Below are 15,433 nucleotides of genomic sequence, written 5' to 3' on the forward strand. Positions count from 1 at the left end.
GTATGCTATAGAACAGATGAAAAAAGTTTGGAGTAGTTAGAGAGTGCGAGATAAGTTTGACTTAAAAGAATTGACAAATGAAATACCTTTGGGAGAGTTCTTAAAATATGATGAGCCGATGCTGGTATCAAGAACTAATGCGGTAAGTGGAAAATTGCTGCTGGCTTCGGAAATGTCGAGATTTGACACGGTAGGTTATGATTGTGCAGCTGTCTGTATCAATGATATGTATGCCATGGGAGCAAAACCGCTTCTTTTTTATGACAATATTTCCTGTGCCCGTCCCAAGTTTGAATATATCCGGGACATGGAAGAGGGTATGGAAAATGGCTGCCGGCAGGGAAATGTGACTTATGCCGGAAGTGAAATTAAGGAGCTTTCCGATATTTTCTCTTATGACCAGTATGATCTGGTTGGCTTTATTGCCGGAGTTGTAGAGAAAAAGAAGAAAATAGGAATAGCACAGGTGAAAGCTGGAGATGTTATTATTGGACTTCCATCCAATGGACTTCATAATAACGGCTATGTGGCAGCCCGGAGAAAACTATATCTGACGAAGACTTCTATGGAAATCTATTATGAATCATTAGGTTCTACGTTAGGAGATCTGCTTCTGGCACCGACCCGTATGTACCGGGATGCCATGGAAGCATTGCTTCAGAGTGAGATAGAAATCAAATCCTGCGTACAGGTGGCTCATGGAGGTATTGATAAGGCAGTACATACTCTGATGCATAATGCTGCCGGTGCAGTGATAAAGCAGCGGGAAGAAGATATTCCACCACTTTACGATATGCTGCATAAAGATGGTAATATCAGCAAAGAGCAGATGAGAAATATTTTTAATATGGGAATCGGGATGCTGATACTGGTGGCAGAAGAAGATACAGACCGGGTGGTAGAACTGTTAGAAGCAGCGGGAGAAGAACCGGTGGAATTAGGTCTTGCAGAGACAGGCTCGGACATTGTACGATATATATAGCCAAGGTGAAGGGAGAATATCATGAGTACACAGGACAAACTGGAGAGGGTATTACGGGATATACATGTATTAATATCCAGAAGTGAACTTTATGACAATACCGGTGAGAAGATTATTGTTGAGAAGAAGAAAATGTTTGAATATCTCAATCATCTGAATGCCTGTATTTACGAGATGATGGATGAATATGAAGTGACACAGCAGAGCAGGGACAAGGCAGAACGGGAGGCACGCAAAAAAGGCGATGCCATGATTTTTAAAGCAAGCCGGAATGCTGAAGATGTCTATGCAGCCGCTGTGTTGTATACCGATGATGCCCTTCAGCGGGTACAGCATATTATGCAGGATACAACAGATGCCCTTCAGGATATTCTGAAGAAAGCCCAGGATGATATGAAGACCCAGAAGGTGGTTATCCGGGAGAACCAGTCAGAGCTTAAGAGCCAGCTTCAGGATATGGTAGATACCGAAAAGTATCTGAAGTTAATCGAAGAACGTAATCACGAACTGGAAAAGGAACGTGAAAAGGAGAAGAAAGAGCCGAGGGAAGAAAAGAAATCCCCATATCAGGCAATCAAGCCGGAAATCCGGATTAATCCGGAATACTTTAAGAAAGCCGGAATTCCTTTAGAGGATGAAGAACCGGAGGAAGATGCAGCCGAAGGAAAGAAAGAGATTCCGGAAGTTACGGTGGATCTGGATGCAGAGTACTTCAAGTGGAAAGCAAAAGAAAAAGATAACAAAAAGAAATAGAACTACGTAAACCAAATTGCAGGAAGGACTTTAGAGAAGTTCCTCCCTGCAATTTTTTAATTTGTCATATGTGGCAAGAATATCCACATTTCCTTTTTCCAATTGTTTTTTAATAATCTCAATATAGATGACGCCTTTGTTTATTAATTTTTCATCACCGCTGTTGATGCAGGATTCCAGATAAGCAAAGAGTGGATTCTGAGTTTCGCAGTTGGCGGCAAGCTCAGCGAGTACTTCTTTGCTGGTGGATAACTCTACCAGATTAATTGGCTCGGTCTGGATAATAAACCCGCCGGATAATTCCTCCGAATAGAAGGTATCGTCTTCTTTGGCAGTATGAATAAAAGGAAGCAGGCTGGATTTACGCAGGGTGCTGACCTGATGCAGATTGGCAAGTTCTCTTATCATGCGGTAGAGAATGAAACCAGCGGCAATTCCATAGAGAATAAGAAAATACATCTCACTGGTGAGCACCGCAAGCTTCCGGTAACCGATAATGCCAATGACAATCAGGGCAAGCAGGCAGGCACAGGGGCGGAACCACAGGCTGCTGATTAATGCTTTCCGGAAGGAGGATAAATCTTTTTCCTTTAAAGGAATAAAGGTATAATGCTTCTTCATAAACAGTCCTTTCAAAAATAATCAATCATAAAACAGATATTTTCACAACAAAATGCTATGAAAGATACGGATTTAATATAGTATAACACAATTTTAAATGTTTTTTAAGAAAAGTACGCTTTTCCTATTAAGAAAAATCTGATACGCTATAGATAATTATGAGGTAGTTTATGTGTTCGCAGTATGAAGTATTCAAAAATCAGTAAAGATAGAGCATGAGGACAGGAGGACGAAATGAATATACTGGTATGTGATGATGATAAAGAAATTGTAGAAGCAATCGAGATTTACCTGCAACAGGAAGGCTATCATGTCTTGAAAGCATATGACGGAGAACAGGCACTGGATATGCTTAAGAAAAATGAGGTGCATCTTCTGATTATTGATGTCATGATGCCGAAACTGGATGGTATCCGGGCAACTTTAAAGATTCGGGAGGAAAGCAGCATTCCAATTATCATTTTATCAGCAAAATCCGAGGATTCTGATAAAATCTTAGGACTTAACATCGGTGCTGATGATTATGTGACCAAGCCCTTTAACCCGCTGGAACTGGTAGCAAGAGTAAAATCACAGCTTCGCCGTTATACCCAGCTTGGCAATGTCAGCGAAAGCAATGAGACGGTATATCAGGTTGGCGGTCTTATGATTAATGATGATTTGAAAGAAGTCACCGTGGATGGTGAATTAGTGAAGCTTACTCCGATTGAATATAATATTCTTCTGCTTCTGGTAAAGAATCAGGGTAAAGTATTTTCTATTGAACAAATTTATGAAAATATCTGGAATGAAGATGCAATTGGTGCAGATAACACCGTTGCTGTTCATATCCGTCATATCCGTGAAAAGATTGAAATTAATCCGAAGGAGCCAAGATACTTAAAAGTAGTATGGGGCGTTGGATATAAAGTTGAGAAGAATTAACGAAGGAAAGCAAATATGAAGAACAGACACTATGGAAATGCTTGGAAAAATACCATTATTCTCCTGCAGTTACTGTTTTCTGTCCTGCTGCTGATGTCCGTTTTTATGGTAGCGGCATTAAACGGAAAACACATGATAGACATGGATAATCTGACGAATCAGAGCTACGTGGATTCCAGTTACTACGGCTATGTCTATGAGCAGAAGGTAACGGAACTGACTAATTTCTTAATGACCCGGAAAAATTTTGAGACCAACGGGGAATACGATTCGGAGAAACCGGTCAATGTTATCAAATACGCAAGAAGCGGCATTATCCGTAACGACGCAGAAGAAAGCTATACCATGACACTGGTGCGGAATGGTGCCTCGGCATACTGGATGTATGATGACAGCAGTATCTCCAATGCAGAAGAATATGACGGGGAAAATGACAAGGCACAGTTTGAAAATTATACCTTAAGTGATCTGGTGGCATGGTCGAAGGAAGGCTATGTACAGTATTCTGATAAAATTGAGGAAAAATATCTGCCACAGAGCGGTATTTCCATTGCCCAGGGCATACAGGAGGGCAGGCTTACGGAAGAGGAAGGACAGGAGCTGTATCAGGCACTGGCAAAGACCTTGGATCGTATCGGCCAGGAAGAAACTGCCTACCGGAAAGCACTGAATGAATTTGATGATTCTGAGACGAATTTATCTTATGTCTTTATTGAAAATGAGCAGGTTATCTACACAAATATGTTAGAGGATACGGAAGAAGATATTACCTCTTATGTATTCGGAGACAAAGCACATAACCTTTTGGATTACGGAAAAGAAAAGGGAAGCTATCTCTACTGTAATGATAAAGATTTGAAATTCCGCAGCAATGTAAAGGGAATGGAAGATTATTATTACAAATACATTGATGGAACCATGTCTGGCATAGGAAATAATGCAGTCTTTCTGGTGGCAGTAGATACCACATTCCCAAATGAAGATGGATTTACAATAGCAAAATCGGAATTTATGACGCTGCATCCCTGGGGCATGATTTCGATTGTAACCATTGTGGTAAGTCTTTTGGGCTGGATTGTAACACTGGTTTATCTTACCCTTGCAGCAGGACGCAATAATAAGGATGATAAGATTCATTTAAACTGGATTGACCATATTAAGACGGAATTTTTCTTTTTGATATTTATTGTATTTTCTGTGCTGATATTGGTTTTAAGCTTTTCTGCGGCATCCTATGAGTGGGATATTCCGGGAATGCTTGTGGTAGTAGGAGTGATTTCCTTTATCTATGACGGCGTGTTCCAGATTTTCTATACCAGTGTTATCCGGCGGATGAAAGCCGGCGTGTTCTGGGAATACAGCTTTACCAACTGGGTATATGTCAGCACTTTGCGAGTACTTGGAACATGGAAAGCATCGGTGCGTGTCATTGTTACCTTTGTATTTAATGCGTTGTTATTTTTGTTTTTGGCGTATCAGTTCTTTACAAGAAGACATTTGTTAGGTGGAATTCTTCTGGCACTTCAGATTATTGTTATCGGTGTAATCTATCTCCGGGATGTAGTACAGAAGCAGGAAATCATGAAGGGAATCAGACAGATTACGGAAGGAGATTTATCCTATAAGATTCCGTTAGAGAATCTTCACAGCGACAGCAAAAAGCTGGCAGAGGCAGTAAACAGCATTGGAGACAGCCTGCATCTTGTGGTGGAAGAGAATACCAAAAACGAGCGTATGAAGGCAGACTTAATCACCAATGTATCCCATGATATCAAGACACCGCTGACTTCTATTTTGAATTATGTAAACCTTATGAAAATGGAGAAGCCGGAAAGTGAGCGGATGCAGAATTATCTGAATGTACTGGAAGAAAAATCCCAGCGGTTAAGGCAGCTTACAGAAGATCTGGTAGAGGCATCACGAATCAGCTCCGGAAATATTACACTTCAGATGACAAGAATTAATTTTGTGGAACTGATTTACCAGACTGCAGGTGAATTTAATGAGAAATTCGAAGCCAAGGATTTGACCACGATTACAAAGCTGCCGAAGGAATCCGTTGTCATTATGGCAGACGGCAGACGAATCTGGCGTGTGGTAGAGAACCTTTATAACAATGTGGCAAAATATGCCATGGCACATACCAGAGTCTATGTGACCATGGAGACATCGGAGCAGAAGGTAATCTTCTCTATTAAAAATATTTCCGAGCAGCCACTGCATGGAAGTGCGGCAGAGCTGACGGAGCGTTTTGCAAGAGGAGACGAATCCAGAACCACGGAAGGAAGCGGACTGGGACTTTCCATTGCCCAGAATCTTACCACGATTATGGGCGGAACCTTTGAAGTAACTCTGGACGGTGATTTATTCTCTGTTACCATTACCTTTCCGCTGGCATAATAAGGAACCTTGCAAACCGTGGGGAATCCTTGAAAAGGGTTGATTTTTAACAGACGTTTCTTTATAATAACGAATTAGAAAAAGAGTATCGGCGGTGGCTTTTTCCCCGCCGATTTCTTCCTATATAGGAAGAGGTATAAAATAGTAATCAGTTCAGAAAACAGGAGGAAACATTCATGAAGTTACATGAGACAGGGGCATATCTCGTAAACGGATGTACCGTAGTAGAAGACAATAGCGAAGCATCCGCAGCTATTGCATCCATGACAGGCACTGCGGTAAGCAAAGAAGAAGCAGCAAAAAATACCATTGCATACGGTATTTTAAAGGACCACAACACATCTGGCAGCATGGAGAAGCTGAAAATCAAATTTGATAAGCTGACTTCCCATGACATTACATATGTTGGAATTATCCAGACAGCCAGAGCATCCGGACTGGAAAAGTTTCCAATTCCTTATGTACTGACCAACTGTCATAACAGCCTTTGTGCAGTAGGTGGAACCATCAACGAAGATGACCACATGTTTGGACTGACCTGTGCAAAGAAATACGGCGGAATCTATGTACCACCTCATCAGGCGGTTATTCACCAGTTTGCCCGTGAAATGCTTGCAGGCGGCGGAAAAATGATTCTTGGTTCTGATTCCCATACCCGTTACGGAGCACTGGGAACCATGGCAATGGGCGAAGGTGGACCGGAGCTTGTAAAACAGCTTTTAGAGCAGACTTATGATATCAATATGCCGGGCGTTGTAGCCGTATATTTAACCGGAGAACCGGTAAAAGGCGTTGGGCCGCAGGATATCGCACTGGCAATCATCGGTGAAGTATTTGCCAATGGCTATGTAAAGAATAAAGTAATGGAATTCGTAGGACCTGGTGTTGCAAACTTAAGCGTAGATTACCGTATCGGTGTAGACGTAATGACCACAGAGACTACCTGTCTTTCCTCTATCTGGGCAACTGATGAGAAAGTGAAAGAATTCTATGACATTCACGGAAGAGTAGAAGAATACAAAGAATTAAATCCGGGACAGGTTGCTTACTATGATGGCATGATTGAAATTGACTTAAGCACCATTCGTCCAATGATTGCAATGCCATTCCACCCAAGCAATACCTATACCATTGAAGAACTGAATGCAAACCTTATGGACATCTTGGATGACTGCGAGAAGAAAGCACAGGTAAGCTTCAATGGAGCAGTAGACTTAAATCTTAAGGATAAAGTCCGCAATGGAAAACTATATGTAGACCAGGGAATCATCGCAGGCTGTGCCGGTGGTGGATTTGAAAATATCTGTGATGCAGCAGACATCTTAGCGGGAAGCAGCATCGGACCGGATGAATTTACCTTAAGCGTATATCCGGCAAGTACCCCGATTTACATGGAACTGGTGAAAAACGGAGCTGTAGCAAAATTAATGGAGACAGGAGCAATCGTTAAGACTGCATTCTGCGGACCATGTTTCGGCGCAGGAGATACACCTGCTAACAATGCATTCTCCATCCGACATTCTACCAGAAACTTCCCGAACCGTGAAGGCTCCAAGGTACAGAACGGCCAGATTGCATCCGTAGCATTGATGGATGCCCGTTCTATTGCAGCAACCGCAGCAAACAAGGGATATTTAACCGCAGCAACTGATGTGGATGTGAACTTCAGTAAGCCAAAATATTTCTTTGATAAGACCATATATGAGAACCGTGTCTTTGACAGCCATGGTGTAGCAGATCCATCCGTAGAAATCCAGATGGGACCAAACATTAAAGACTGGCCGAAGATGGTAGCATTAACCGATAACCTCATCTTAAAAGTAGTATCCGAGATTCATGATCCGGTAACTACAACCGATGAGCTGATTCCTTCCGGAGAGACATCTTCTTATCGTTCTAATCCACTGGGACTGGCAGAGTTCACACTTTCCAGAAAAGACCCTGCATACGTTGGACGTGCCAAAGAAGTACAGAAGGCAGAAGCAGCAAGAGAAGCAGGCGAAGAACCATACGCTGTGCTGCCGGAATTAAAGGCAGCTGTAGATGCAATCCGTACACAGTTCCCGGATATCAATGAAGAGAATACCGGAATCGGAAGTACCATTTTTGCAGTAAAACCAGGCGACGGTTCTGCCCGTGAGCAGGCAGCATCCTGTCAGAAAGTATTAGGCGGCTGGGCAAACATTGCCAACGAATATGCAACCAAGCGTTATCGTTCCAACCTGATTAACTGGGGTATGCTTCCATTTATCATCAAAGAAGGAGAACTGCCATTTGCCAACGGAGACTATCTCTTTGTACCGGAAATCCGCAAAGCAGTAGAAGAGAAAGCTCCGGAAGTAAAAGCGTATGCCGTAAAAGACGGACAGTTAACCGAGTTCTCATTAACCTTGGGTGACCTTACTGACGAGGAGAGAGAGATTATCCGTAAAGGATGCCTCATTAACTATAACCGAAAATAATATCCGGAAAAAGAAGGAGAACGGAATGGAAGAAGATAAGAAAAAGAGCGGGAAAACAGAACATGAGATGCGCTGGTACATCAGCCTTGCAGTGCTGGTATTTGTACTGTTCTGCTGCTGCACAATGTTTTTCTTTATGATATACCGGTACAATGGTGTCTCAAAGGGTTGGGACACTATAATGAGGGTATTACAGCCGATTACCTTCGGACTTGTGATTGCATACCTCATTAATCCAATTATGAAATTCTTTGAAAAGCATTTGCTGCATTTCTTAGAACCAAGAGTGCAGAAAGAGAAGAAGTGCAGGAAGATTGCAAGGAGTATTGCAACCGGTGGAGCGGTAGTTGTCTTTGTATTAATTGTAATCCTGCTGTTTGCCATGATGATTCCGCAGTTAATCAGCAGTATTTCTGGAATGGTAAATTCCCTGCCAAAGCAGGTGGATTCATTTATTGACTGGTTCAATGGACTGACAAATTCAGATAATGAAATCATACAGTCATTAGAAACGAACATGATGGATATGGTAACGTACCTTGAAAACTGGGTAAAGGAGTCTTTCCTGCCAAACATCCAGACCTACATTACATCTATTACCAGTGGTGTAATCAATATGGTTAAGGTGCTGATGAATGCAATCATCGGACTTATCGTATCCGTTTATGTGCTGATGACGAAGGAGAAATTTATCGGTCAGTCCAAAAAAATTGTATATGCCATTTTCAAACCGGTGCGGGGCAATGTAATTATTGACACCTTCCGGAAGAGTAATGAAATATTCGGTGGATTTATTTCCGGTAAATTATTGGATTCCGCCATTATCGGTGTATTATGTTATATCTGTCTTCTGATTATGAAGATGCCATATACCCTGCTGGTTTCCGTATTCGTGGGATTGACCAACATTATTCCGTTTTTTGGCCCTTTTATCGGAGCAATACCGAGCGTTATTATCATCGCACTGGCAGATCCGATTAAGGGAATCTATTTCCTGATATTTATATTTATTTTGCAGCAGGTAGATGGAAATATTATCGGACCGAAGATTTTAGGAGATTCCACCGGACTGAATTCCTTCTGGGTGGTATTTGCCATCATGGTAGGCGGCGGACTCTTTGGAATCGGCGGAATGATTCTTGGTGTTCCGACCTTCGCAGTCATCTATTATATTATCGATAAGACCGTGGATTACTGTCTGCGGAAACGAAAGCTGCCGGAGGATACGGACGAATATATCCGCCTGGAAAAAGTCGATGAAAAGACCAATGAAATCGTACTTTTGAAGGAGCCGGTAGAGGAAGCCTCTGAGAAAAAGGAACTTCATATTCCATCTTTAAAGAAAAAAGAGAAAAAGTAAATTCTGGTAAGGAAATAAATAATCCGGAGAATGATAGCAGATAAAATGTTATGATTCTTCGGATTTTTTTTACAGGAAATTGTTTTCTGTAAAGTAAAAAACGCTCCGCGAGGATGCGCACTGCGGCGTATAAGGTAGATGTCGCAAGCGACCGCCGCAGGTGCGAGAATGTGCCAAGGCACATTCTTTGTTAAACATGAAAAAGTCCGTCGTGCCGGTTCGATTATTTTTGACAGAAGGCACCCCTTATGGTACACTTAAAACAATAATTGGGGTCAGTATACCCTGACGAAAAAAGACGAATTTAAGTTTACTTGAAATAGATATTGAGGTGACATATTTTGGATAAATATGAATACAAATTAAAACTAGATGAAATAAAAAATCTGATGGCGAAGAAGCAGTATACAGAAGCTGCTGAAATTGCTGACAGTATCAACTGGCGAAAGGTCCGTAATGTCAACGCACTGATGAAAGCCGGAGATATTTATGCACAGATTGGTCGTTATGATGAAGCAAAAGAGATTCTCCTGATGGCATATGACCGTTCTCCTATCGGACGAATGATTATCTATAAGCTGGCAGAGATTGCCATCAAAACGAAGGAATTTGATGAAGCACAGGAATATTATGATGAGTTTGTAGAGATTGCACCCCATGATAATTTGAAATATATTCTCCGCTATGAGATGAATAAAGCAAAGGGTGCAGGTCTGGATGTCTTAATTCAGATTCTCGAAGAATTAAAGGAACAGGAATATACCGAGAAATGGGCATTTGAACTGGCATATTTATATCATCAGGCAGGACGCAGCGAAGAATGTATCAATGCCTGTGATGAACTGATTCTCTGGTTTGGCGATGGTCCATATGTAGAGAAAGCACTGGAATTAAAGATGCTTTATCAGCCGTTAAACCGGGCACAGGAGGACAAGTACCGCCAGTTTAAACAACGGAAGGACGGAATTGTGGAAGTGCGGCCGGAGGATTATCTGGAATCCGGTGAGATTATCAAGGAGCCGGTACAGATTAAACCGGTAACCACCAATGCAGAGAAATTTAATACGGTAAACCTGCAGGAAGAATTAGCCCGCAGCATGCAGCAGATTATGAATGCCACAGAGAAGGAAGAAGTGGCAGATACCATGCAGGGAATCAAGAAAATTGTAGAAGAGATTCCTTATTTACAGCTCCCACAGGATGAAGAAGCACAGAAAGAGCGTTTTGCGGATATCCCAACCGATGAAGAAATCGATGGCTCCCTGAAAATTAATTTCCAGGAGATGTTAGGCGAAGATTATGATGGTCAGATGCGTATGGTAGTCCCGGAGAAGAGTGCATTAGAAGCACAGATTACCGGACAGATGAGCATACAGGATATTTTAGAGGAGTGGGAGAAGACCAAGCGTGCCGCAGAGAAAGCATTACAGGAAGCGGAGCAGCAGAAGTTAGAATCTGCCAAGGCAAAGGCATTAGCAGAAGCCGGAGATATCATGGAGCGTCTTGCAGATGTAATTCCGCAGCTGGATGCAGGACTTACCTCCAAAGAATTATTAGAAAAAGAATACTTAGGCAAGCTGCCGGAGGAAGAAGCCGGACAACTTGTTGCCAATATGAATGATATTTTGCAGCAGCAGATTGATTCCATCAGTCAGGCAAATGCGAAAATCGATGAATTCCTAGCTGCCGGTGTACCGGGACAGAGCGGAGAGGCGGCTGCAGGTGCAGCAGATGCGATGGAAATTCCGGAAGAAGAAGGTATTGCAGCTGCCGATGAAGAAGAGCCGGCTGGCACAGAAGAAATGACAGAACTTTCTCCGGAAGAAGAACTCCCAGAGATTGCACTGCCGGACGATATAGCAGAAGAAGTGGCAGCAACAGAAGCAGAGGAAGTATCCGATGCTGCAGAAGAAGTCTTACCGAATATACAGTTAGAACCGGAAGCTGAGACAGAGGATGCAAAGCCGGAGGAGAAACTTCCGGAGATTGCAGAGCCGAATTTAGATGAGGATAACATCGGAGAGAGAAAACCGATTACCCATCTTTCCAAGGAGCAGAAAGCTATCTTTACTTATTTTGTTCCGGTATCCGGAATGGAGCCGCAGATCTGTCAGGCAATGGAAGGATCCATTGAACATTTAGAAAAGGGAATCAAAGGTGGAAACATCCTGATTCAGGGAGCAAGAGGAAGCGGTAAGACCGTACTTGCCACCGCACTGGTGAAGGCAATCCAGAATGAAATCGGAAAGCCGGGCAAGCGTGTCGGAAAGATAGATGCCGTTTCATTAAACCAGAAAAATATCCCGGAGCTTTTAAAGAAAGTTGCCGGTGGATGTCTTATTATAGAAAAAATCGGAGGAATCAACCGGGAGACAGCCGTGAAATTATCACTGGCATTAGAAGCAGATGATACCGGAATTCTTGTAATCGCAGAAGATACAAGAGAGGGAATCACCAAAGCAATGGGAAGAGATGAGTCCTTTGCCAAAAGATTTACCGAGAAGATTACGCTTCCGATATTTACCAGTGATGAGCTGGTATCCTTTGCAAAATCGTATGCCCACGAACTGACCTATGAAATAGATGAGATGGCGGTTCTTGCTCTATACAACAGAATTAGTAACATTCAACGCTTAGACAGAGCGACCACGCTGACCGAGGTGAAAGAAATCGTGGACGAAGCAATTGCCAATTCCGAGAAATTCAGCATTAAGAAAGTATTTTTCTCGAAGAAATACAAGGATGATGATTATGTCATTCTTCATGAAAAGGATTTCGAAGAATAGGAAAGAAAGAAACGAGGTGTAGTATAAATGGGGAACTTCACAGAACTGGACATGTATTTATTTGGCCAGGCAACACACTATGATATTTACAAGAAACTGGGAGCTCATCCGGCAGAGATAAGGAAGAAAAAGGGGATTCTTTTCGATGTCTGGGCACCACATGCTGCAGAAGTCTATGTCATTGGAACCTTTAATGACTGGAATGAGACAGCAAATCCGATGCGGCGGTTAGAGCCGGCGGGAATTGGAATTTTTGAAGCATTTATTCCAAAGGCAGAGCTGGGAGACTTATACAAATATCTGATTATCACACCAGATGGACGGAAATTGTATAAAGCAGATCCATATGCCAACTATGCAGAGGTACGTCCGGGAACAGCATCCCGTATTGCAGACATTGAGCATTTCAAATGGACTGACGATAAGTGGATGGACAAACGGAAACAGACAGAAGATGTCTATGCAGAGCCAATGGCAATTTACGAGGTACATCTGGGTTCCTGGATGCGCCATCCGGGAAGAGAAGATGATGGATATTATTCCTATCGTGAAATGGCAGAAGCACTGACGAAATATGTTAAAGGCATGGGATATTCCCATGTAGAATTAATGGGAATTTCCGAATACCCATACGATGGCTCCTGGGGCTATCAGGTAACCGGCTACTATGCACCGACTTCACGGTATGGAACGCCGGAGGATTTTGCTTATCTGGTAAACTACCTGCATAAGCATGGCATCGGCGTTATCTTGGACTGGGTACCGGCACATTTCCCGAAGGATGCCCACGGACTGGCTGACTTTGATGGCTGCCCGTTATATGAATATGCCGACCCGCGGATGGGCGAGCATCCGGAGTGGGGAACCAAGATTTTCAATTATGGAAAATCAGAAGTAAAGAACTTCTTAATTGGAAGTGCCTTAATGTGGATTGAACATTATCACATTGATGGACTCCGTGTAGATGCGGTGGCATCCATGTTATATCTTGACTATGGCAAGAAGGACGGACAGTGGATTGCCAATAAATATGGCGAGAACAAGAACTTAGAAGCCATCGAATTCTTCCGCCATATCAATACCTTAATTACCGGAAGAAATCACGGTACTGTCATGATTGCAGAGGAATCTACCGCATGGCCGATGGTAACCGGACCAGCAGACAAGGGTGGATTGAATTTCACATACAAATGGAATATGGGATGGATGCATGATTTCTTGGATTACATGTCCTTAGACCCATATTTCCGTAAAAATAATCATCACAAGATGACTTTCGCCATGAGTTATAACAACTCTGAAAAATACATTCTGGTGCTGTCTCATGATGAAGTGGTGCATCTGAAGAAATCCATGTGGGAGAAGATGCCGGGTGATGAGGAAGACAAATTCCGTAATTTAAAGAGCGCATACTCCTTTATGATGGGACATCCGGGCAAGAAGCTCCTCTTTATGGGACAGGATTTCGGACAGCTTCGTGAGTGGAGCGAAGAGCGTGAATTAGACTGGTATCTTATGGAAGAACCACGTCATAGACAGTTAAATGAATACTTCCGTGAACTGCTTCATATTTACCGGAAATATCCGGCAATGTATGAGCAGGACAGTGACTGGAACGGATTTGAATGGATTAATGCAAATGATGCAGACCGAAGCATCTACAGCTTCGTCCGCAAGAGCAAGAATGGCAAGAACTCTCTTCTCTTTGTCTGCAACATGACACCGGTAGCCAGAGATGATTACCGTGTAGGTGTACCAAAGAAAGGTACTTACCATCTGCTGTTAAACAGCAATGAAGTCCGTTTCGGCGGTACAGAAGCAGATAAGAGCAGACCGGCAAGCTACAAGGCAGTGAAGTCGGAATGCGATGGCAAAGCGTATTCCATTTCCTATCCATTGCCGCCATTTGGTGTCGCAGTGTTCCGGGTAATGTAGAGGACAGAAAAAAATCGCATGAGTGGGAAATATGAATTTTTTATAAAATTAAGAATTATGGATTGACATATTTTTTCAATGTGATTAGTATAATATTAAAGACAGGCAACTTGAGTGTCTGCCAAGCGTGGAGGTAAGGTGTTGTGCCAGAGAGCAGTGCCTTACGAGCTTTATAAGGGTTTGACATTTACCACAATCTGGCTAGAGACCGTGGGTTTCGAAAGAAAATGTCGGAGGCTCTGCTAATTTTAGCAGAGCCTTTCTTTTTACGTGAGTAGCGAGAAAAATCTGAGAGAAAAGAAGGAGCCAAGCTTGCTTGAGTGAACTTCTTTTCTACTCAGATTTGGCGAGCAACGCGATAACTCGAGAAACTCGCAAAGCATGTTTCTCGTAGTTTATACATAATTAGGAGGAACTGACTTTATGCGAAATATAAAAGATTGTGTAAGTGCTTTCCTTCCGCTTTTAAATACTGAATACAAGATTGTATTGGGGAGAAAAGAGGTAGCTGTAACTCTAAGAATTACTTTTGATAAAAAGGACTGCTTTCATTTGATGGGATTACAGTATTTGGTTGATCGACCTGAATTAAATCGAGACAGAGGAAAAGTATTTGATGGAATAATGTCGGGAAGCATTAGCACAGAACAAGTTGAGTCATCGGATTTTTATAAAAGAATAGAAGAAAGAGTGAATTTCCTTCCGTTGTTGGAGCAGTTATTAGATAGTAATGATACAATATTTAAGTATAACAAGAAGGCAAATATGTATTCTATGATAGAGGCTGATTATCTGATGAAAAATAAAATGGAAGAGAAAGATTTATATCTGTTTTTATCGCATGCTACAGATGATAAGTATTTTTGCAGGTCATTCTTTCCGAAAGGGGAAAAAGATTATACCAAGAAGCAGGCTTCATGGACCCTGTTATATAAAAAGAAATATAATTTGAACACAGGTGAAGAAATTGTTTTGTATGACAGGTTAAAAAAATAATAATATGTATATTAGCAAGCCATTTGGATGAAATTCCAGATGGCTGTTTTATTTACGCGAGTAGCGAGAAAAATCTGGGAGAAAAGAAGGAGCCAAGCTTGCTTGAGTGAACTCCTTTTCTACTCAGATTTGGCGAGCAACGCGATAACTCGAGAAACTCGCAAAGCGTGTTTCTCGTAGTTGCTGTATGAAAGTAAATATAAGCAAAAAGTGA

At 42.2% G+C, this 15,433-nt stretch carries 10 protein-coding genes; 9 read left to right on the top strand and 1 reads right to left on the bottom strand.

Going from position 1 to position 15,433, the window contains the following annotated elements; all coding sequences use genetic code 11:
- Positions 1-43: 43 nt before the first annotated feature.
- Positions 44-982, top strand: coding sequence for a phosphoribosylformylglycinamidine cyclo-ligase (gene purM / locus DWV68_RS06590; RefSeq protein ID WP_118088000.1), 939 nt, complete (start codon positions 44-46; stop codon positions 980-982).
- A 21-nt stretch (positions 983-1,003) separates the two neighbouring features.
- A complete protein-coding gene (locus DWV68_RS06595; RefSeq protein WP_118088001.1) occupies positions 1,004-1,735 on the top strand; it encodes a hypothetical protein in 732 nt (243 codons plus the stop codon).
- A 30-nt stretch (positions 1,736-1,765) separates the two neighbouring features.
- Here the strand turns inward: DWV68_RS06595 and DWV68_RS06600 are convergent, their stop codons facing one another.
- The gene (locus DWV68_RS06600) at positions 1,766-2,356 is read right to left on the bottom strand and encodes a hypothetical protein (protein WP_022242853.1); all 591 of its coding nucleotides are present in this window, start codon (positions 2,354-2,356) and stop codon (positions 1,766-1,768) included.
- A gap of 234 nt (positions 2,357-2,590) precedes the next feature.
- Here DWV68_RS06600 and DWV68_RS06605 point away from each other — a divergent pair, with 234 nt between their 5' ends.
- The 7 genes from DWV68_RS06605 to DWV68_RS06635 all read left to right on the top strand — a co-directional run bounded on the left by DWV68_RS06605 (position 2,591) and on the right by DWV68_RS06635 (position 15,219).
- Entirely contained in the window at positions 2,591-3,280 is a 690-nt protein-coding gene (locus tag DWV68_RS06605; protein WP_022242854.1) for a response regulator transcription factor, read from the top strand.
- A 15-nt stretch (positions 3,281-3,295) separates the two neighbouring features.
- Positions 3,296-5,680, top strand: a complete 2,385-nt coding sequence (locus DWV68_RS06610; RefSeq protein WP_118665338.1) for a HAMP domain-containing sensor histidine kinase — start codon at positions 3,296-3,298, stop codon at positions 5,678-5,680.
- 176 nt (positions 5,681-5,856) lie between these two features.
- Entirely contained in the window at positions 5,857-8,142 is a 2,286-nt protein-coding gene (locus DWV68_RS06615; RefSeq protein WP_022242856.1) for a hydratase, read from the top strand.
- Between the two features lie 25 nt (positions 8,143-8,167).
- Entirely contained in the window at positions 8,168-9,502 is a 1,335-nt protein-coding gene (locus tag DWV68_RS06620; protein WP_118057597.1) for an AI-2E family transporter, read from the top strand.
- Positions 9,503-9,843: 341 nt separating this feature from the next.
- The gene (locus tag DWV68_RS06625) at positions 9,844-12,288 is read left to right on the top strand and encodes a tetratricopeptide repeat protein (protein ID WP_118057598.1); all 2,445 of its coding nucleotides are present in this window, start codon (positions 9,844-9,846) and stop codon (positions 12,286-12,288) included.
- Positions 12,289-12,315: 27 nt separating this feature from the next.
- Entirely contained in the window at positions 12,316-14,223 is a 1,908-nt protein-coding gene (gene glgB / locus DWV68_RS06630; protein WP_117698780.1) for a 1,4-alpha-glucan branching protein GlgB, read from the top strand.
- A 423-nt stretch (positions 14,224-14,646) separates the two neighbouring features.
- Complete coding sequence (locus DWV68_RS06635; protein ID WP_117841874.1) at positions 14,647-15,219, top strand: PBECR4 domain-containing protein; 573 nt, start codon at positions 14,647-14,649, stop codon at positions 15,217-15,219.
- The last annotated feature ends 214 nt before the right edge of the window (positions 15,220-15,433 follow it).

This window comes from Roseburia sp. AF12-17LB, from assembly GCF_003479605.1.
In the GTDB taxonomy this organism is placed as follows: domain Bacteria; phylum Bacillota; class Clostridia; order Lachnospirales; family Lachnospiraceae; genus Roseburia_C; species Roseburia_C amylophila.